Origin of the sequence: Pseudomonas sp. A34-9 (assembly GCF_029543085.1) — a bacterium.
In the GTDB taxonomy this organism is placed as follows: Bacteria; Pseudomonadota; Gammaproteobacteria; order Pseudomonadales; family Pseudomonadaceae; genus Aquipseudomonas.
In genome coordinates this window covers 892,504-910,424 of sequence record NZ_CP119967.1, presented here as the reverse complement: position 1 = coordinate 910,424, position 17,921 = coordinate 892,504, and the positions used below count along the sequence as shown (strand labels likewise).

The following is a 17,921-nucleotide window of genomic DNA, read 5'->3' as shown; positions in this document are numbered from 1 at the left end:
CCACTCGGTTCAAGGAGATACACATGAAACGTTCTGTACTGTTAGGTCTGTTCGTTACTGCATCGATGATGGCGTCCGCTTCGTTTGCTGACGGCAAGCCTGCCGACCTGTGTGATGCCAATATTCAGACCATTGAGAATGGCAAGGGGCAGCTGTCATCGAACCCGGAACTGAGCCAGCGCGCTGAAACCAGCGTGGCCAAGGCCAAGGCGCTGAAGGCTCAAGACAAAATCGACGATTGCATTGCGGAAACCTCGCAAACCATCGTGGAACTGCGCAAATCCACCGGCACCAACAACTGATCAGCGTCCCGGCCAACCTTCGGGTTGGCCTTGCGGGCCGATTGGCGTACACTGCGCAGGCTTGTTGCTCAAACAGATGTACTGAGCAATGAGTTCGGGGCCGTTTAGGATTCGACGCCGGTTGCGAAACTTTAGGTGCATGCCGACTTGGTAACAGAAGTCGTAAATCCACTGTTGCAACTACTTATAGTTGCCAATGACGACCAATACGGTGTTGCTCTCGCTGCTTAATTGCAGCTGACAATGCTCCTGGTACCTTCGGGTCCAGCAATCATCAGGGGATGTCTGTAAACCCAAAATGATTGTCATATAGAACAGAATCGCCGTGCAGTACGTTGTGGACGAAGCGGCTAAAACTTACACAACTCGCCCAAAGCACCCTGCCCGTCGGGTCGCTGAGGGTTAACTTAATAGACACGGCTACGCATGTAGTACCGACAGCGGAGTACTGGCGGACGGGGGTTCAAATCCCCCCGGCTCCACCAACTCTCAACAACAAAGCCCGCCAAGTGCGGGCTTTGTTGCATCTGGGCATCAGCCAAACCGGACACACAAGACCGCAGCCTGCAATCGATAGGCTCGATAACCCCAGCGATGCCCTGCCCACCCACAAAAAAGGACGACCTAATGTCGTCCTTTTCCATACCGGCACTCCTCAACAATCAACGAGCAACCCCAACCAAATCCGGACGACTGGACTTAAGCATCGCCTCATTAACCTTGCCCTGAATCGAGCAGGTAAACATCCCCTTACTCCCAGAGCTCAGCTCTTCCGGAGCCGGCTCGATCAAAAACACACGCTCGGCACTGTCTGTCACCAGCTTACCGGCAGTGGCAGCAGGATCTTCCGGCTGCCAGCTGGATTTGCCATGGGACCAGATTTCCGCGCGAGCGTAGAGGCCCTGCGACTTGTCCAGGCGTGGTCCGCCCGCTTTTTCCAGTTGGGTGTGGAGTTCATTCGGCGTCTGCTTGGCGTAGAAGCCCCAACTGATGATGCGCGTGCCCATCAGGTCCATGTCTTCGGCGTAAAAGCCGGTCAATGACATGCCATCGATCTCGACCGGTTTGGCAAACATCCAGCGCTGGCCCATGTCGCTCTTGGTGCCGCCGGACAATTTGATCTGGCCATTCTCGATAGAGTTCGGCACCAGATCCTTGATCAAAGGTGATTGCACAACGGCCAGTGAGTGATCGTCACAAGCGGCAAACGACGCCACCGGTGAAGGTGCAGCGGCAACGCTGACAGCAGAAAAGAGGGTCACAAGGGGCAGCAGGAAAAAAGGTTTCATGAAATGACTCAAATGAAAGACTGAAGAAACTGACAAAAAAATGATATCACAGCGACATCATTCGCCAGATCTCTGACATTCGATCAGTGCTCATGCCGGTGATGAATATCCGGAAAATGCGCATGCCGATGCCGCATCGGCGTATGCACATGCGGATGGCTGTGCGGCTCCGTTCCATCCCAGTCAAACCCGTGCGTATGCTGGTGATGCTCATCGTGTGTGTGGCGATGATCGTGCTCGAGCCGTTCGTGCTGATGCTCGTGGATATGGTTCTCCATCAGATGAATCCATACCCCCACGGCCATTAATGCGGCAGCGAGCAGGAACATCAGCGATACCGATTCACCCAGCAGCAGAATCGAGATACCTGCGCCGAGAAACGGCGCAGTGGAAAAGTACGCGCCAGTGCGCGCACTGCCCAGCCCGCGCAGGGCGAGGACTAACATCACCAGGCTGACGCCGTAACCGAGAAACCCGACCAGCAGGATGGGCACCAGCGAGGCGGCTGCGGGCAGTTGTTTGCCGATGAACAAGGCGAGGCCGCAGTTGACCACCCCCGCCACAAGACCTTTGCTGCCCGCGATAAACAGGGCATCCGAGGCCGAGACCTTACGTGTCAGGTTGTTGTCGATGGCCCAGCAAAAGCAGGCGAAGGCGACGGCCAGCGACCCTGTCCAGTCTTGCGCCGATACGGCTTCTTCCGGCCATGACAACACCACACCACCGGCCACGATGGCGAGCATGCCGATCACGATTCGCCGATCGGCGTTTTCCTTGAACACTAGCCACGCCAGCAGCGCCGTGAGCACTGACTCCAGATTGAGCATCAGTGACGCGCTCGCGCCGGATGTTCTGGTCAAACCGAACATCAATGCCACCGGCGCCAGCACACCGCCGAAGCCGATGGCTCCGAGCAGCCACGGCCATTCGCCGGTGCCGAGTCCGGAACGCTGCCAGCCTCGATCGCGGGCAAAACGCAGGACGGTCAAACCCAGCCCGCTGCCCAGGTAGAGCAACCCGGCCAATAGAATCGGTGAAATCTGTACCCCCAACAGCTTGGCGAGTGGCGTACTGGCGCCAAACAACGCTGCCGCAACCAAAGCGTAGAGAACGCTCACATTCATGACGGAATCACTCGCTCGGGCCAATGAGATAACGGCAACAATCATGGCAAAACTCAGGTGAGAATTATGTAAAACGTTCCCTGAAGGATCGAATATCCGACGTTGCCAACACCCAGGCTCAATACCCTACATCGAACGTCCTAGGAAAATTCCCGCAACACGCGTCGACTTTGATGAACTGGTGAACAGTTCCTGAGGGCGTTACGCTCCACGACCACTGCCAACCAGCGGACGGTTTGGCAGCCGCAATTGAAGTGAATGTTCACTCCACGGAGCTACGTCATGAAGAAAATCACCCGACTTTCGCTGGTTGGTTCGGCACCTTCCGATGCGCCGACGACCAGTACTCAACCCCAGTCGCCCCCCCACGCACGCACCGAGGCGATGAAGCGGCGGCGTGCCGTTCCCCTCAATCAGCTCATCAGGGTGCGCGACGATGTCGACACACTGACCCTGCTTACCCACGCCAGCGAGATCCTTGATTCTCTGACGGCCATCAGCGCAAATTTTGCCGATGAGTTCGACGGTTCCAAACGCCATGTGGCGGTGGCCATGAAGCAATTGAGCGCACTGGCCGAGATCCTCGTCTGTCGGGCACGGGACAATCTTGATCCGCAGAAACCGCAGAACACTACCGGGCCTGAAACCCGCCATTGATCGGCGAAAACCCGGCGTTCGGTTGCGCATCGGACTGCATTGGAGCCGCCCATCGAGATGAATTTTTCTTCACTGCAGCTGCGTGGCCAACCCTTGTACAGTCCGCTCGCTCATTCAAGAAACTACGGTTCGCCCGCGCTCCTGCGGGCTTTTTTTTGCCTGAAACAAAGCCCCTTCTGCGCCACGACTTGCCGTGACCCGGCTGATTGCGCGACGCTGCCGGAAGATCCCCCATTCCGGAGCGCCCGATGCCGCTGTTGACCCTGCCCTGCCAACGCTTGTCGCTCGCGATACTCGCTCCGGATCAGGCCGACCTTGAAAGCGAGTTCTACCTGCGTAACCAGCGCCACCTCGCGCCCTGGTCGCCGATCCGCACCACCGAATATTTTTCCAGCGCGCAGATTCGCCGCCGCCTCGATGTGCAAGCCAGTGCATTCGAAGCCGGGCTGGCCATGCATTTCGCCCTGCTGACGCCGGATGGCCAGCAAATGATCGGCGCGTGCAACTTCAGCGGCATTATTCGCGGGGCCTTTCAGGCGTGCTATCTGGGCTATCACATCGACGCCTCCCGACAGGGGCAAGGCTTGATGCACGAAGCCCTGGAGGCTGGCATTGCTTACATGTTCGACTCCCAGAACCTGCACCGGATCATGGCCAACTACATTCCAGGCAATGAGCGCAGCGCTCGCTTGCTTGAGCGCCTGGGCTTCGAGCGCGAGGGCTACGCCAAAGCGTATCTGAACATTGCCGGACGCTGGCAGGATCACGTGCTGACGGCCCTGGTCAATTCAAGGTTCGAAACACCGGAGAAGCGCTGGTCGAAACCATTGGCGTGAGTTTCACAATTCGTTAAGGATTGCCGTCGTATGCTCAGGCCTCCCGCCCCTTCCGGTTGCCTGAACCCTATGTCGCGTGCCGTCACTTCGCTGTTTCTGCTTGCCGCCCTGCTGTTTTTCTTCGCGCTGGGCAACCATCAATTGCAAGGCTCCACCGAGGCCCGCGTCGCCGGCATCGCCATGGAGATGCATCTGGACGATGACTGGGTCACGCCTCGTCTGTTCGGCGAACCGTTTCTGGAAAAACCACCGTTGAGTCTGTGGCTGGATGCTGGCGCGATGCGCGTGTTCGGTGTTTCACCGTGGGCCGTGCGGCTGGCCTCAGCGGTGGCCGGGTTGCTCAGCGTGATGCTGCTGTACGGCATGTTGCGGCGTTTCGAACGGCCAAAAATGATTGCCTGGACCGCAGGCATTCTGCTCGCGACCATGGCCAGTTACTGGAGCAATGTGCGCGGGGTCGGTGAGGATGCGTTGCTCGCCCTCGGCGTGACCACGGCGCTGCTGGCCTTTTTCCAGGCGCAACGGGCATCGACACTTGGCAACTCGCTGTTGTTTGTCGTCGGGATTGCCATCGCCACGTTGAGCAAGGGTGTGCTGGGGCTGGCCATGCCGGGGGTGGTGATTTTTGCCTATCTGCTGGCTGACAACCTGATGGACCGGCGCCTGAAAATCGCCGATTGGCTGCGACCGGGCTTACTGACCCTGGTCGGTTTGATTCCGCTGCTGATCTGGCTCGTCATCCTCTTCCAGCACGGCGGCGCACAAGCCGTCAGAGAAGTGCTATTGACCAACAGCGTCGGACGCTTCAGCGGATCGTTCGTCGAGGCAGGGCACTATGAACCGTTCTATTACTACCTGGCCAAACTGCCGGAAGCCTTCCTGCCGTGGAATATTCTGGTGTACTTGGGGCTCTGGCATTTCCGTAGCCAATTGAAGGCCAACCGTTACTTGCTGTTTTTCAGCCTGTGGATCGTTGCGCAGTTCATCATGCTGACGTTGGCGTCGAGCAAACGCACGGTGTATCTGATGTCGATGACGCCGGCCGCGGCGGTGATCGCGGCGGAGTATGCGGGGGTGTTGTTCGAGCGCTTGAAGCAGTACGAATCAGGCAATGGATTCGTCGGCAGAATCGCCCGTCATCGACAGACACTGGCAATGGCCGTACTCACGCTGGTGATCGGCAGTTACCTCGCCGCCGCGCAATGGGCACTGCCCCACGCCGACAAGAAGCTTTCGTTCCTGCCATTGAGCGCAGAGATCCAGACGCTGCAAACCGCCGGGCATCAAGTCGCGCTGTTTCAGGCCAACGAGCGGGTCGGTGGCGCCACGGTCTTCTACACCCAGCAAGTACTCAAAGGGCTGGATACCGAAGTGCAGTTGCGCGATTTCCTCGCGGCCTCGCCATCCCATGTCGTGGTGATGGCCGGCGACAGCCAACCCGCGCCTCCCTTGAAAGTGCTTAAAACGATGATGGTCGGGCGTCAGGCGTATTACTTCGTCGGCTATTGAGGCCTGCGCAGCCGCATAAAAAAAACCGCCGATGATTGGCGGTTTTTTCATTTCATCCTGACGGGTTCAGAGAGAAACCTCTGGCTGAGCACTGAAAGCTTTCTGTGTGCGCTTGCTCAGCACGGGCAGATCCAGCCGCGCGCGTCCGTAAAAGGCCAACGCCGTCAGCAAACACGCCAGCCACACGAAGATTCCGGCCCAGAAGGTGTGGGACATGTAGTGCCAGCCTTGCAGGACACGAGTAGTGCCATAAACGAACCCCAGCAGCAGCGAGCCCCACAAGATTGCACTGGAAAAACGCCATTGATAGCGCCGCGCCACGAAATACAGCGCCAGCATGGTGAAGCCGCCCGACGCATGGCCACCCGGCCAGCACCGGCCACTGCCAGCTTCATGGAACAGTTGGAAGTTGCTGTACCACTCAATGTGGGCCATTTTCCCGCCGTACAGCGTGGTCTCGATCGGGCAGTAAACGCTGGTGTGGGATTTGAGGAAGTGAATCACTCCGGTGCAAACCGCAAACGCGACCACCACAAACAGAAAATCCCTACGGTGATCGGCGGCAAATCGCAGCACTGGCGCGACTTTGCTGCGCTCCAGCAGCGCACCGAGGCGCGGCCGTTTGTGCGGATTGACCAATGGCCAGAACACCGATAGCAGCGCGCCGATCAGGGCGATTTCTGCCGTCCAGTTCGGAATGATCCGCGCCCATTTGTGGGTGAGTTTTTCAAAGAAATGAATCTTGTCGAGCGGGAAGGACTGCGTCAGCGGATCGAACAGCAGGTTGCTGAAGGCGATGTCGATTTTGGTCATGTCGAACATCAGGAACACCAGCACCGCGCAGGCCAATGGAATGCCGAAGTTATAAGCGTAGAAGCGGGATTTCATCGGGTATTCACCGTGCGCCAGTCGGAGGCTTCAATAAAGCCGAGCATCTTGGGAGCCGCCGGGCTGGCAGCGGAAACAAACAATGACGAGCCGTAACCCATGTCCGAGGTCGGCACTTTGACGTCTTTCTCGATTTGCGCCATGCATTCGCTGTGGGTCACCAGGACCAGATTGCGACCGGCAACCTTGTGGGCCAGCGCATCCTGCAACATGCGGCCCCGGCAGTTGATCAGCCAGTCGTCGCCGCTGGCGGCATGGTTGAACATGTAGCCGGCGGTCTGCACCGTGCGCATCGACGGGCTGTTGTAGATGTCGGCGTTGTTCAGGCCCAGTTGCTCGAACCGGGCACCGACCGCCACCGCAACACCGCGCGAGCGATCGGTGATGCCGTCATTGCCACTCAGGCACGCGGCTTTGGAGTGATCGCAGCGCTCGACATGACGCACCAGCACGATCATCTCGCCCTTGGCCCAACCGGTCGTCAACGCTTGCGCACCGGCGACATTGCCGTGGGCCAGGTCCGGCACTGCCGCCGGCGCCAGCAACCACAGGGTCAGGGGGATCACCAATACCGATGCCGCCAACACCACCCAGGTGTTGCGAAACCGCGCCAAAAAGCTCAGATCGATCGAGCGTTTGACGCCGAACAGACTCAGTCTCAATTCCACAAAAACCGCCTCGTCACTCTGCATCACGGGTTCATTCGATGCGGTGAAGGTACAGAGGCGGGCGTGGGCAGCCAGTGAAACCCATGTGAAAAAAGTCTTGGGATCCGTTGTTACAAATTCCGTAGGACAAAATCCTTTCAGCTCTCGGATTTGCGGCCGATACAAACCTGCTAACACCCTTGCTGGCTCAAAAAAACAACAATCTTCCAGCCTAACCGACGACAAGAAACCCAACGTTTCTGGAGGATTTTTGATGAATAGCTGGTTCGGCAACATCAGCGTGAACATGAAACTGGGCCTGGGCTTCGGCCTGGTGCTGGCCCTGACCTGCGTGCTGGCCCTGACAGGCTGGACCAGCCTCGGCGGCCTGATCGATCGCAGCAACTGGATGAGCGACATCACCCAGCTCAATGCCGGTCTGACCAAGCTGCGCGTGGTGCGCCTGCAATACATGCTGACCAATGGCGATGAAACCGCTGCACAGAATGTGCAGACCACCCTGGAAAGCTTCGCCGCGCAACAACAGAAGCTGATCAATAGCTTCAAGAGCCCGGAAAACGTCAAACTGCTCAAGGAGCAGGCCGCGACCATCGCTGAATACCAGACGTCGCTGAACAAAATGCGCAACGCCTACCGCACCGGCAACAGCGCCCGCGACACCATGAGCGTGAATGCAGAGACCGCGTACAACCTGATCGAATCGATCAGCAAACGCGTGCAGCAAATGGACATGAGCGAGCAGCGTTTCGAACAGTTCCAGGCGATCACTGCCGCCAAGGAAGCGTTCATCCTCGCGCGCTACGAAGTGCGCGGCTACACCGCCACCACCAACGCCGAAACCGAGCAGAAGGCTGTCGGCCAACTCGACGCGGCCATCGCCAGCCTCAAGCCACTGAACGTGCATTTCGCTACCACTCAGCAAGACGCCTTGCGTCAGTTGGAAAGCGCATTGGTCAACTACCGCAGTGCGTTGATGGCGTATAAAAACGCCAACACCGACGCCGTGCAGGCCCGTAAGGAAATGACCGATCAGGGCACGACCATCGTCGCCCTGAGCGAGCAGCTGTATCAGATCCAGCTCGATCGTCGTGACGCTGAAAGCGCCCAGGCGCGGACATTCCAGTTGATCAGCACCTTGCTGGCGCTGCTGGTGGGCATCATTGCGGCGGTGATCATCACCCGTCAGATCACCCGTCCGCTGCAAGAAACCCTGGCCGTGGTCGAGCGCATCGCCAGCGGCGACCTGACCCAGAACGTCACTGTCACCCGCCGCGATGAACTCGGCGTACTGCAACAAGGCATCGCGCGCATGGGCGTGACCTTGCGCGACTTGATCAGCGGCATCCGCGACGGCGTTACCCAGATTGCTAGCGCTGCTGAGGAACTGTCGGCCGTCACCGAGCAGACCAGCGCCGGTGTGAACAGCCAGAAAGTCGAGACCGATCAGGTCGCCACCGCCATGCACGAGATGACTGCCACCGTGCAGGAAGTCGCGCGCAATGCCGAAGAAGCCTCGCAAGCCGCTGCCGCCGCTGACGGCGAAGCCCGCGAAGGCGACAAAGTCGTAAACGAAGCCATCGCGCAGATCGAACGTCTGGCCAGCGAAGTGGTGCGTTCGACCGAAGCCATGAGCGTGCTGCAACAGGAAAGCGATAAGATCGGCAGCGTGATGGACGTGATCAAGGCCGTGGCCGAACAGACCAACCTGCTCGCGCTCAACGCCGCGATTGAAGCGGCCCGTGCCGGTGAAGCCGGTCGTGGGTTTGCCGTGGTTGCTGATGAAGTTCGTGGTCTGGCTCAGCGCACACAGAAATCCACCGAGGAAATCGAAGGCCTGGTCGCCGGTCTGCAGAACGGCACCCAGCAAGTCTCGGCCGTGATGAGCAACAGCCGCGCCCTGACCGACAGCAGCGTGGCCCTGACCCGCAAGGCTGGCCTGTCGCTGGAAAGCATCACCCGCACGGTGTCGAACATCCAGTCAATGAACCAGCAGATCGCCGCCGCTGCCGAGCAGCAGAGCGCCGTGGCGGAAGAGATCAGCCGCAGCATCATCAACGTACGCGATGTATCTGAGCAGACGGCGGCGGCGAGTGATGAGACCGCAGCGTCGAGTGTTGAACTGGCACGCTTGGGTGGTCAGTTGCAGCAGATGGTTAGTCACTTCCGCGTCTAACCCTAAAACACTTCAAAAATCAGCTACAAGCCTCAAAAGCAGAGGCTTGTAGCTCATTCATCAAGCACTCAATCGCTTCCCTTCCTCATCCCATCCGTCCACAAGCTGTCCACACTCGCCAGCAATTGGGTTCAAATTGACAACCTGCGCAAGATGCCCAGGACTGAAATGCGCATAGCGCATCGTCATCTCCAAAGTCGCATGTCCCCGCCCCCGTTGCAGAGTCAGAATATCGCCGCCATTCAGCATGTAATGACTTGCAAACGTATGTCGTAGTACGTGGGTCATTTGACCTTTCGGCAACTTCAAATCCAGCTCCTCTGCGATACACCCAAACGACTTATATGTCTTGCCGTCTGCCGTGAATGGCAGAGCTCGAATCAATCGCTTCTCAAGCAGTGCAGAGATCGGCACCGTGCGATTTCTGGATAATTTGGTACGTGCGAAAAACACTCGCCCATCGCGTACTTGATTACGACTGAGACCAGCCGCCTCCGTCCAACGAGCTCCTGTGGCCAAACAAACGATTCAGACACTATGTGCGGACGTTATTCGATCTACGAGTCAATGGACCACTACCTAAAGGAACTCGCCCCTCAGCAGTTGGTAATCAACGGATACGACCTGTGGGCCATTGATCGATACAACTACGCGCCGATCACTCGGGTAGAAATCATCCGGCCCGTCGAGGGTGGTCTTAGCATCGATAAGGTGCGCTGGGGATGGTCGCCGTTCTGGGCAAAGGGCAAGCGGCCTGACCCGATCAATGCGCGGGTGGAAACCGTGACCAGTGGGAAGTTGTTCAAACAGTTATGGCCGAATGGCCGAGCGATCGTGCCGGATAATAGCTGGTTTAGTGGGTCAAGGATTCGGATGATCCAACGAAGAACAAGAAACAAGTGTATAAAAATACAAAAACAGTGAAATTATAAAAATCGCTCTAGCTATTTTATTTTGTCGTAGTGATCTAAACACTGAACAATTCGGTCAAGTAGAATTTTGAAACCTGAAAAGTCTATACTGCCTTTTTTCGCCAAGACTACTTTTTTGGCAAAAACTTCCTTACCGTACTGAGTGTCTGTATCAATATTGTTAGCTGGTTTGAATTTCTTTCCACCGACCTCTTCATCTAGCGTTGCCTGAGTGAAAAGATTTTCGATCGCCGTGTCGGCGCCTACTGCGTCACGAGGAGTTAATACAACATACAGATTTCTAATAACGTGTATAAAATCAGCTTTCCGATACTCATCCTTACCGGATGTAGCACTGAATGCCTCCGCTTTCTTTCTGGCTAACAAACCATTAATTTCTCCAAACCCGGTATCATTATCCAAAACAATAACAACTGGATGCTGTGGTTTAGGAGCTTTATAATAACCACATTGAGAATCAAAGTTCTCAATGAACGACTTAAGATATGAAGTTCCACCATACAGCTGAAGCAAAAACCTGGTACGTTCCGTATAATTATAAAAAGAAACCAGCAACTGATAAGCGGTAGTAGCTGTCTTCGGCTTAGCTAATTTTGGATAATTAGACACAAGCACATTAATCGCCGACTTCAGATAAACATTATCTGTTTTACCCTCGCAGAGAATAGTCGGCTTTTCATTTCCATAAAACGCACGATAGTACAAAAACCTGCTAAACGTAGCTTCTCTACCGCTAAGCAACTCGCGAGTATTCATACCATGTTTTGACAGCGCGTACTCCGGATTTAGCGCAGGCTTTTGACGAAGACGATTATAGTAATCGACCTGATCAATAAAATTCAACCTACCTTCCAGCTCATTAATATTACCAGCAACTATCTCATCGTTAACTTTAGCAACAAAGCCACCGCTTTTAAATAATAGATGGCATTGAGATCTTACTGTACGCCAATACTCACACTTGACATTTGGCTTCTTATTGACCACAAGCCCAGTTACGTCTTGACGAGAAGAATTATACTGAATACGAGTTTTTTTCGAATTCAGACTAAAACCCGCCTTGGCGATCTCGTGCGTCAATTGGCTTCCGGCGGTATAACTTCCGCTCTCCTCGCTCATAATCTGAGAGGGGAAAATTTTCTCCCGCGTCGAAAATGTAATGTCATCGGCATATCTAGAGTACGTACAAGAATACTCGAATGCCAACTTTGCAAGACTAATATCCAGAGCATGAGTAATAAGATTGGTTATCACAGGAGAGCTAGGACTTCCCTGCGGGAGCTTATTATCATAACAAGAAATCTGGGCAATTACAGTTGCAACATTCGGATCTAGCTGAAAATGTCTATTTGATATGAAAAACCCTCTGACCCGCCCAAAATTGAAACTGTCAAAAAAGTTTTGCAGATCCACATTAAGAACGTTCTTCCTATGCAGATGCATCATTGCATTGGTAATAATTGATCGATTCCGGACAAATCCGTGCGAAAGCGTAGGCGTGAATAAATATGCTAAAGGCTTTGGTTTCTTACTATCTAGCAGCTTTTCTTTTTTTCCTTTAACAAAGCGATCCAGATGTGGCTTTCCGGGTTTTGATTTATTTATGTCGTCGATACAATCCAGAAGGAGATCTGATAAGGAAGACTGTATAACCTTTAGTCGATCCGATGGTGAGTGAATAGTACGCTCACCACCACTTTTTTTAGGGATCTTGAAGGAGACATATTGCGTAGCTGGTTTCAGCACATATAAGACGTATGTGAGCTCAGATGCCCTTACGCCTAAAAGCCGAGCAAGCTCAGGCTTTGTCCGTACAGCTCGAAGAGCGTCGATTTTTCTCATATTGGGCACTAAGCTGAGTAAAAAGGGTGGCTTATGGGCACTCCTTCGCAAACTTGGAGGGACTCTGAAGCAGAGAGGAGCCTCATAGGAGCAGTCTTTCGGACATTGTTACCACTGATCGCGATCCGCGATCCAAAAATCTGCCCATAAGCCGAGCGCAAAAGCTATCGTATTGCCATCACTTTCGCAAGCACCAAAAAATCCAAAAAAAACGCGACGCTCGTGAGCCGATCAGAAAGCGGAAAGCACTTGTCCCCCTCCCGCCGGCGGCTTCACCTCCTCGTTTTTTGCAATCGCATCAGTGATACAAACCGTTTGGGCAAGCAGGCCCGTCAAGGGGACAGTGCAGGGGTGATAATTTCAATCTGTGAAGCCTTTTGCAAGGTTTTGCAACTTAGTTTCAAAAGCGGCAGAAAGCAGGAACCAATAGCCATATGAGCTACATGCCCAGCTTTGCTAACGCGAACTGAAAAAACACGAAAAACTGAATATTTACTAAGTAGCATCCTACTATTTGAAAGAATCTTCATTCAGCCTAAAGGTTGGAACCCTTCTTTATACAAGGGTTTGGGGTTCACACCGATTGCCTATCATTTCCATGGAACCTCGCGAATTCTTCGCCCATTCTGTTGTCAGTCACTTTCTACGATTGGTTCGCGCAGATCCCTCACAGGATGACCAAATGTATAGTAATCAATGTATTTTTCGCTCCCCTCAGTTAGCTTAATAATAACCCTGCCGAGGATGATTCTAAGTATTTTTGTGGAACGAATACTTTCGATTACAGATAACTCTTCATTTCCGTGCGCAGCATTATTGCGTTTATCCCACGCACCATTTTCAAGAACCCCAAGTGTAAGCCCAAGCGAACTATAGAAACGCTCCGCCAAAGTTCGTTGCGGCGCCATATTTCCATTCTGTATTTTTTTAAGAAAAAGATCCTTCGCTTCAGGAGGGATACCTTGCTTCTGAAGGTACTTCGCCAGTACTTTCATTGAACGCCTATACTGGGCTTTTTCGACAATAGTGTGACTAATCTTTGAATTGCTTCTTTCAATTTCTCGCTTTTGAATTGTTTCTATCATTGCACCGTAATAAGCAGCCTTCATGTAAGGTGGCGAAACTTCTGCATACCATAGCCGAAAAATAAATTTCTGCAGATCAAGAAGCTCATAGTTTTTGTAAAATCCCGCGACCATCTTTTGAAGGAGTGAGCTATCTAATAAATTCGTACCATTGGAAGTGATGGGCGAGAATGGCTGAGACACTATATCCCATGCTCTACCGCTGATGGTTGAAGGGGTCACCGCCTCGAAACCTATAACCCCTCCTTGTTCTGTGAAGAATTTAGAACCGAAATAAACTAAGGGCAATCCGAATGCGAAAGATAGACTTGCCCGAATTTTTTCTCTGGTTGCTTTGTCTGGATGACCACTGTAATAAATGTATCCAGGTCGGTTTGCAAGAGGAATGAATGAGTCTTTAACTGAACAAATAATAACGGCGTGTTCGTCGAAATTAAATCTAGCGCACGCTGTGGTTAAGCTGGTGTTGCTTGGTAGGGAGGTTTTTATGTTTATCTCAGGCTGTCCCGGGAAAGTAATTTCATGCTCGCCTGTTTTTTACTTTCAGAACGATGACACCAAATATAGTGTTCCGGTAGGTTTGCAACTTGATCAATTGTATAGTTTACTTCAGAGTCGGAGCTTGCATACTCAATTTCTGCGATGCTATATGTTGCTGCAGTGGCTGTATCTTGATTTGGGCTAAGAGTCTTTATGCTAACATTTGTTTGAGAATAGCTTCGTATTATTCCAGACCCCACATAGCCGGATATAGCGACGCTATTGTCTAAGCGATAAACGAGGCCGAGAGGAATTTGCTTTCTTTCGGGACGATCATTAGCGTGCGATCGCGCAACCATTTGGATGCTGAAGTTTTCACCCCTTATTATTTCGAGTTCATTTATTTGTTTTGGAAGGTCTTCGCCTTCACCCAAAATGATACCGAATTTGCTGGAGAAACCCTCCAGTGAGTCGCTGTTCCAAATTTCCATAATCTTTTTGTACCTACCGTTATCCATGCCGAATAACAGCATAATTTACATTCTGCGATCTTCGTAGGATAGGTCATCGGTGCAAAAGGCTAACGATCAAGCTTTCACACGCTGGGCGCCCTCGAAAATTTAGAAGTGTTTAGACGAATGAGTAATTTTCTAACTTATCTATTACTCAATTATTACTGTTAAAGAGTACCTGTAAGCACTTGATTTTGCTGGCTTTTTAGAGTGACAAGAAAGGACATTACCAAAATTTGCTTTTCCCCGTGGGTCAACCAAAAACAGGGGTGTTGCTGGGGAGGGGATACTGACCGGCGCTTCCGCGCAAATTGAGTAACTGTCACCAGTCTTGTCTGACGCTACCTCGATACCGCTGTAGGCCTTGAAGATTGTGGAGCGAGTGAAGCGAATCGAACCCTCGCTTTCAGCTTGGGAAGCTCAATGACCCCAAGGAGAACTAGCGTCCACAAAGTGTCCACACCCAATGAATACAGATTCGGAACATAAAGGAAATCGCTCCGGGAAACCTTTGAACCCCGAGACGATGGGGCATCGGAGATAATGGTGAGCCATTTCCGCGTGTAAACCCTGCACACGAAAGCCGATGTACAAAGAAGGGCAGCTGAAAAGCTGCCCTTCTTTTTTGTCCTGAAATGACCATCTTCAGGAATTGGATGACGAGTTCTGGATCGCTATTACACACGGTTGGTCATGGGTGTTTAAGGACACGCCGTGATACGTCCCGAAGCCCACAAAACCTTGCGCCGTTGCCTACGGCTACGCCAGAATCCGCCGGCTTGTGCGCCTTGGGCTGGCTGCGTAATTTGATTGCGTCACTGATTTCCAGTGATTGAGCTTAGCGGCTCGGCAAGCATTTCACGGTTGTACAAGTACGATCCAGTCAGGCACTCGCCTGCACTTGATGGTGGCTGTGCGCATGGCATCTTCGGATGCGCCGGGTGGGTGCTACCGGACCGCTAACTTGCGCACAGCTGCCTCCCTTTTGCTTAGCGGTAAAAAGGACGCGGCCTCATCAGAGGTAAGCACCAATGTTCAAGGTAACGCCAAACCCACCGCTCACCGAACCCACAATCATCCCGGATCCGGCATCCCCCTACGAATGCCCCGGCTCGAAACGCTTCAACGAAGCCGCCGAACGCGCCCTCGATTATCACCTGGGCCCACTTAGCGCCCACATCATGGCCGCGCCCTACAAACCCAACACTCTCTATCAGGCTCATCCCGAAGCCGACACCGAATCCCTGCTGGTGGACGCCAGCGAATCCCTCAGCTCCGCCACCGTCATGCTCAACAATCATGTAGCACTCGTCGAGGGCAGCCACCGCAAGACCCTGCAAGGCATTGCCCAGATCGTGATGATCGCCGAAATGGCCGTTAACCGTGCGCTGGACAAGGTCGTACCGACTGATTGATGCGGGAGGTGGCGAGTGCGGTGCACTCGCAATTTTTTTGCACCCTGTAAACAGCCCACCGCCACACTGGTTTTAGTGTGGCGGCGGGCTTTTTGTGAGCGGTGTTTATCAGCCGCTAAAGTTTTCCGAACGTGATGGCAGATCAAGTTCGACGCCACCCATGGCGCCGAATCGATTGCGTATCCGAGTACCTAACCCGCCGGCTCGATCAACGGTAGCCAACGCGTCCTCCAGAATCTGCCGCGCTCCGTCTTCCATGGAATGGCAGTTTTGGGCGGCAGCGATACGCAGCTGCTCTGTCATCTCCGACGGAGAGGGATAAGGAATCAAAACGGTTTCAGCTTCGTACTCATACACACGATCAGCCACCAACTCTGCAAATCGTGCCGCTGCGTGATCTTCACTGTCAGCATGCGAGTAAAGCTCATCAATCAGCGCCATTCGTCCTTGCAAGTCAGCATCGCTCTTTATCGGGTCATGACAGGCAGATAACAGGTTTTGAAAATTTGTTACCTGATCGCCGAGCTCACCAAGCATCGGTGTGATATCAGCTCTGGAGGCGTTGGGTTCCGTTGATTCGGGCATATTGCGCTGCATGTTTTCGCCTTCAATCTTATTCGAGGACGAAATCTATCTCGGATGCTGTTCTGGGTTCAGCAGCTACTTCGTCACACTTTATTGCGCAGTAAATTGATGACTGAATCATCGGCGCGCTGGCTCCCCCAAGAGCTACTCCCTCACCCCGCCCACTCTCGAAAGGGTGAGGGAGAAAGGGAGCTGATTCCCGTCGTTTACCGAGTCCCCCGCTGCCGCAACGCCGACGGCATGAAGTACGCATCCTCCGGCACCGGTTGCGCGAAGTCCACCGTCTCCGCTTCTTCGTTATCCAGGTTCTGCACGTAGTAGCGGCGCGCCTGCAAGTCGTGGAAAACGTCCAGCGCACTCCACGTCGTCGGCAGGTCGTAGAAGTTTTTCAGGTAGGCCATCGACACCCGCCACAGCTCCCCTCGCCCATCGTATTGATCGACCAGTGCGGCGCCCCAGCTGTCTTCATCGAGAAACAGCACGCGCTTGGAGTAGATGTGCCGCGAGCCCGGTTTCAGGTTGCCTTCCACCACCCACACGCGGTGCAGCTCATAGCGGGTGTATTGCGGGTTGAGGTGGCCCGGGGTCAGCAGTTGTGCGTATTTAACGTCGGGGCTGGCGACTTTGTAGTTGTTGTAGGGGATGTAGATTTCCTGTTTGCCCTTGAGCTTCCAGTCGTAGCGATCCGGCGAGCCGTTGAACAGGTCGGTGTCGTCGGCGGTGCGCAGGCCATCGGATGAGGCGATGGGCGTGTCGTAGGCGAGGTTCGGTGCACGGCGTACGCGGCGTTGGCCGGCGTCGTAGATCCAGGCCTGACGTGCGTCCTTGAGTTGGTCGAGGGTTTCGTGCACGAGGGCGGCACCGCCGGCCAGTCGTGCCGGGCTTTTCACGAAGGCGAGGTAGTAGAACAGGATGTTTTTCAGATCGGTGAACTGGCCGCCCGGGCGGTAGTAGTTGAACAGGCCTTCCTGCTGCGAGGTCACCAGCGCGAAACTGCCGTTACGCTGGACTGGCGCTTCGGAGGCGCGGCGCACGACGTAGATGCCGCGGTAGCGAGTGATGTGGTTCCACAGCACTTCAACGCCGTCCTTGGGCACCGGGAATGGAACGCCGCCGTAGGCATCGGAGAAGCCGCTGCCGCCTTCGAGCAGCTTGGCCGAGGTGGCGTTTTTCAGGGTGTTGTCGTACAGCCACTGCGGCACCGAGCCGGAGCGGCGGGACGGGTAGATCGGCATCTGGAAGGTGTCGGGGTAGCTGTTGAACAGAGCAATCTGACCGGGGCTGAGGTGGGCCTTGTACTGGTCGAGATTGGCTTTGGTGATGGTGAACAGCGGTTTGTCGGCGGCGTACGGATCGGGGTGATGCTGGCCCGGTTTGTAGCCGGCCGGGGCTTGAGTGATGCCGCCGGTCCATGCGGGGATGGTGCCGGCGGCGTTGCCGGCGCGCTCGGCGCCCATGGGGGTCAGGGTGGTTTTCAGTTGTTCGGCTTGTTGCGGGGTGATGGCGGCGAAAACGCTACTGGCCGCCAGCCCCATGACGAGCGCCAGCGTGGTCTTGGTCAATCGTGAAGTGTGCAACATGATTTTCTCCAGAATGCGAAACCTGTGGGAGCGAGCTTTCTCCG

At 54.3% G+C, this 17,921-nt stretch carries 16 protein-coding genes, 1 other RNA gene and 1 pseudogene; 8 read left to right on the top strand and 10 right to left on the bottom strand.

Translation table 11 applies throughout. The annotated features are described in order from the left end of the window. The first annotated feature begins 23 nt into the window (after window positions 1-23). Both P3G59_RS03845 and ssrA read left to right on the top strand, forming a co-directional pair. Window positions 24-302 carry a hypothetical protein gene (locus tag P3G59_RS03845; RefSeq protein ID WP_277760530.1) on the top strand — a complete coding sequence of 93 codons (279 nt, stop codon included), beginning with the start codon at window positions 24-26 and terminating at the stop codon, window positions 300-302. A 96-nt stretch (window positions 303-398) separates the two neighbouring features. Next, window positions 399-787: a transfer-messenger RNA gene (ssrA, locus tag P3G59_RS03840) on the top strand. A 177-nt stretch (window positions 788-964) separates the two neighbouring features. Here ssrA and P3G59_RS03835 read toward each other — a convergent pair. Then, window positions 965-1,591 (bottom strand): hypothetical protein, encoded by a 627-nt coding sequence (locus P3G59_RS03835; RefSeq protein ID WP_277760529.1) that lies wholly within the window; start codon window positions 1,589-1,591, stop codon window positions 965-967. Between the two features lie 83 nt (window positions 1,592-1,674). Continuing rightward, window positions 1,675-2,715, bottom strand: a complete 1,041-nt coding sequence (locus tag P3G59_RS03830; protein ID WP_277760528.1) for an EamA family transporter — start codon at window positions 2,713-2,715, stop codon at window positions 1,675-1,677. Window positions 2,716-2,997: 282 nt separating this feature from the next. On the opposite strand from P3G59_RS03830, the gene P3G59_RS03825 reads away from it, so the two are divergent. The 3 genes from P3G59_RS03825 (at window position 2,998) to P3G59_RS03815 (ending at window position 5,717) form a co-directional block, all read left to right on the top strand. Next, window positions 2,998-3,372 (top strand): hypothetical protein, encoded by a 375-nt coding sequence (locus tag P3G59_RS03825; RefSeq protein ID WP_277760527.1) that lies wholly within the window; start codon window positions 2,998-3,000, stop codon window positions 3,370-3,372. Between the two features lie 248 nt (window positions 3,373-3,620). After that, the gene (gene rimJ, locus P3G59_RS03820; protein ID WP_277760526.1) at window positions 3,621-4,208 is read left to right on the top strand and encodes a ribosomal protein S5-alanine N-acetyltransferase; all 588 of its coding nucleotides are present in this window, start codon (window positions 3,621-3,623) and stop codon (window positions 4,206-4,208) included. A gap of 30 nt (window positions 4,209-4,238) precedes the next feature. Then, window positions 4,239-5,717, top strand: coding sequence for a glycosyltransferase family 39 protein (locus tag P3G59_RS03815; protein ID WP_277760525.1), 1,479 nt, complete (start codon window positions 4,239-4,241; stop codon window positions 5,715-5,717). 66 nt (window positions 5,718-5,783) lie between these two features. Here the strand turns inward: P3G59_RS03815 and P3G59_RS03810 are convergent, their stop codons facing one another. Further along, a complete protein-coding gene (locus P3G59_RS03810; protein WP_277760524.1) occupies window positions 5,784-6,605 on the bottom strand; it encodes a phosphatase PAP2 family protein in 822 nt (273 codons plus the stop codon). Continuing rightward, a complete protein-coding gene (locus P3G59_RS03805; RefSeq protein WP_277760523.1) occupies window positions 6,602-7,273 on the bottom strand; it encodes a histidine phosphatase family protein in 672 nt (223 codons plus the stop codon). The genes P3G59_RS03810 and P3G59_RS03805 overlap by 4 nt, the downstream gene beginning before the upstream one ends. A gap of 253 nt (window positions 7,274-7,526) precedes the next feature. Here P3G59_RS03805 and P3G59_RS03800 point away from each other — a divergent pair, with 253 nt between their 5' ends. Then, the gene (locus tag P3G59_RS03800; protein WP_277760522.1) at window positions 7,527-9,446 is read left to right on the top strand and encodes a methyl-accepting chemotaxis protein; all 1,920 of its coding nucleotides are present in this window, start codon (window positions 7,527-7,529) and stop codon (window positions 9,444-9,446) included. A gap of 60 nt (window positions 9,447-9,506) precedes the next feature. Here the strand turns inward: P3G59_RS03800 and P3G59_RS03795 are convergent, their stop codons facing one another. After that, window positions 9,507-9,965, bottom strand: a complete 459-nt coding sequence (locus P3G59_RS03795) for a tyrosine-type recombinase/integrase (protein ID WP_347276969.1) — start codon at window positions 9,963-9,965, stop codon at window positions 9,507-9,509. 18 nt (window positions 9,966-9,983) lie between these two features. On the opposite strand from P3G59_RS03795, the pseudogene P3G59_RS03790 reads away from it, so the two are divergent. Further along, window positions 9,984-10,351, top strand: a pseudogene (locus P3G59_RS03790) (SOS response-associated peptidase family protein); the annotation flags it as partial. Between the two features lie 39 nt (window positions 10,352-10,390). Here P3G59_RS03790 and P3G59_RS03785 read toward each other — a convergent pair. The 3 genes from P3G59_RS03785 to P3G59_RS03775 form a co-directional block, all read right to left on the bottom strand. Beyond that, window positions 10,391-12,220, bottom strand: a complete 1,830-nt coding sequence (locus P3G59_RS03785; RefSeq protein WP_277760521.1) for a retron Ec67 family RNA-directed DNA polymerase/endonuclease — start codon at window positions 12,218-12,220, stop codon at window positions 10,391-10,393. Between the two features lie 632 nt (window positions 12,221-12,852). Beyond that, window positions 12,853-13,527, bottom strand: a complete 675-nt coding sequence (locus P3G59_RS03780; RefSeq protein ID WP_277760520.1) for a hypothetical protein — start codon at window positions 13,525-13,527, stop codon at window positions 12,853-12,855. 269 nt (window positions 13,528-13,796) lie between these two features. After that, window positions 13,797-14,318: a hypothetical protein gene (locus P3G59_RS03775; protein WP_277760519.1), complete on the bottom strand. Its 522-nt coding sequence runs from the start codon at window positions 14,316-14,318 to the stop codon at window positions 13,797-13,799. 1,010 nt (window positions 14,319-15,328) lie between these two features. Here P3G59_RS03775 and P3G59_RS03770 point away from each other — a divergent pair. After that, entirely contained in the window at window positions 15,329-15,712 is a 384-nt protein-coding gene (locus P3G59_RS03770) for a hypothetical protein (RefSeq protein ID WP_277760518.1), read from the top strand. Window positions 15,713-15,820: 108 nt separating this feature from the next. Here the strand turns inward: P3G59_RS03770 and P3G59_RS03765 are convergent, their stop codons facing one another. After that, window positions 15,821-16,015 carry a plasmid stabilization protein gene (locus P3G59_RS03765; RefSeq protein ID WP_277762110.1) on the bottom strand — a complete coding sequence of 65 codons (195 nt, stop codon included), beginning with the start codon at window positions 16,013-16,015 and terminating at the stop codon, window positions 15,821-15,823. 488 nt (window positions 16,016-16,503) lie between these two features. Next, entirely contained in the window at window positions 16,504-17,877 is a 1,374-nt protein-coding gene (locus P3G59_RS03760; protein ID WP_277760517.1) for a DUF1329 domain-containing protein, read from the bottom strand. Window positions 17,878-17,921 lie beyond the last annotated feature (44 nt).

Coding starts and splice junctions, on each gene's coding strand:
- P3G59_RS03845 (WP_277760530.1), top strand. CDS start 24: ATGAAACGTTCTGTACTGTTAGGTCTGTTCGTTACTGCATCGATGATG.
- P3G59_RS03835 (WP_277760529.1), bottom strand. CDS start 1,591: ATGAAACCTTTTTTCCTGCTGCCCCTTGTGACCCTCTTTTCTGCTGTC.
- P3G59_RS03830 (WP_277760528.1), bottom strand. CDS start 2,715: ATGAATGTGAGCGTTCTCTACGCTTTGGTTGCGGCAGCGTTGTTTGGC.
- P3G59_RS03825 (WP_277760527.1), top strand. CDS start 2,998: ATGAAGAAAATCACCCGACTTTCGCTGGTTGGTTCGGCACCTTCCGAT.
- rimJ (WP_277760526.1), top strand. CDS start 3,621: ATGCCGCTGTTGACCCTGCCCTGCCAACGCTTGTCGCTCGCGATACTC.
- P3G59_RS03815 (WP_277760525.1), top strand. CDS start 4,239: ATGCTCAGGCCTCCCGCCCCTTCCGGTTGCCTGAACCCTATGTCGCGT.
- P3G59_RS03810 (WP_277760524.1), bottom strand. CDS start 6,605: ATGAAATCCCGCTTCTACGCTTATAACTTCGGCATTCCATTGGCCTGC.
- P3G59_RS03800 (WP_277760522.1), top strand. CDS start 7,527: ATGAATAGCTGGTTCGGCAACATCAGCGTGAACATGAAACTGGGCCTG.
- P3G59_RS03785 (WP_277760521.1), bottom strand. CDS start 12,220: ATGAGAAAAATCGACGCTCTTCGAGCTGTACGGACAAAGCCTGAGCTT.
- P3G59_RS03775 (WP_277760519.1), bottom strand. CDS start 14,318: ATGCTGTTATTCGGCATGGATAACGGTAGGTACAAAAAGATTATGGAA.
- P3G59_RS03770 (WP_277760518.1), top strand. CDS start 15,329: ATGTTCAAGGTAACGCCAAACCCACCGCTCACCGAACCCACAATCATC.
- P3G59_RS03765 (WP_277762110.1), bottom strand. CDS start 16,015: ATGACAGAGCAGCTGCGTATCGCTGCCGCCCAAAACTGCCATTCCATG.
- P3G59_RS03760 (WP_277760517.1), bottom strand. CDS start 17,877: ATGTTGCACACTTCACGATTGACCAAGACCACGCTGGCGCTCGTCATG.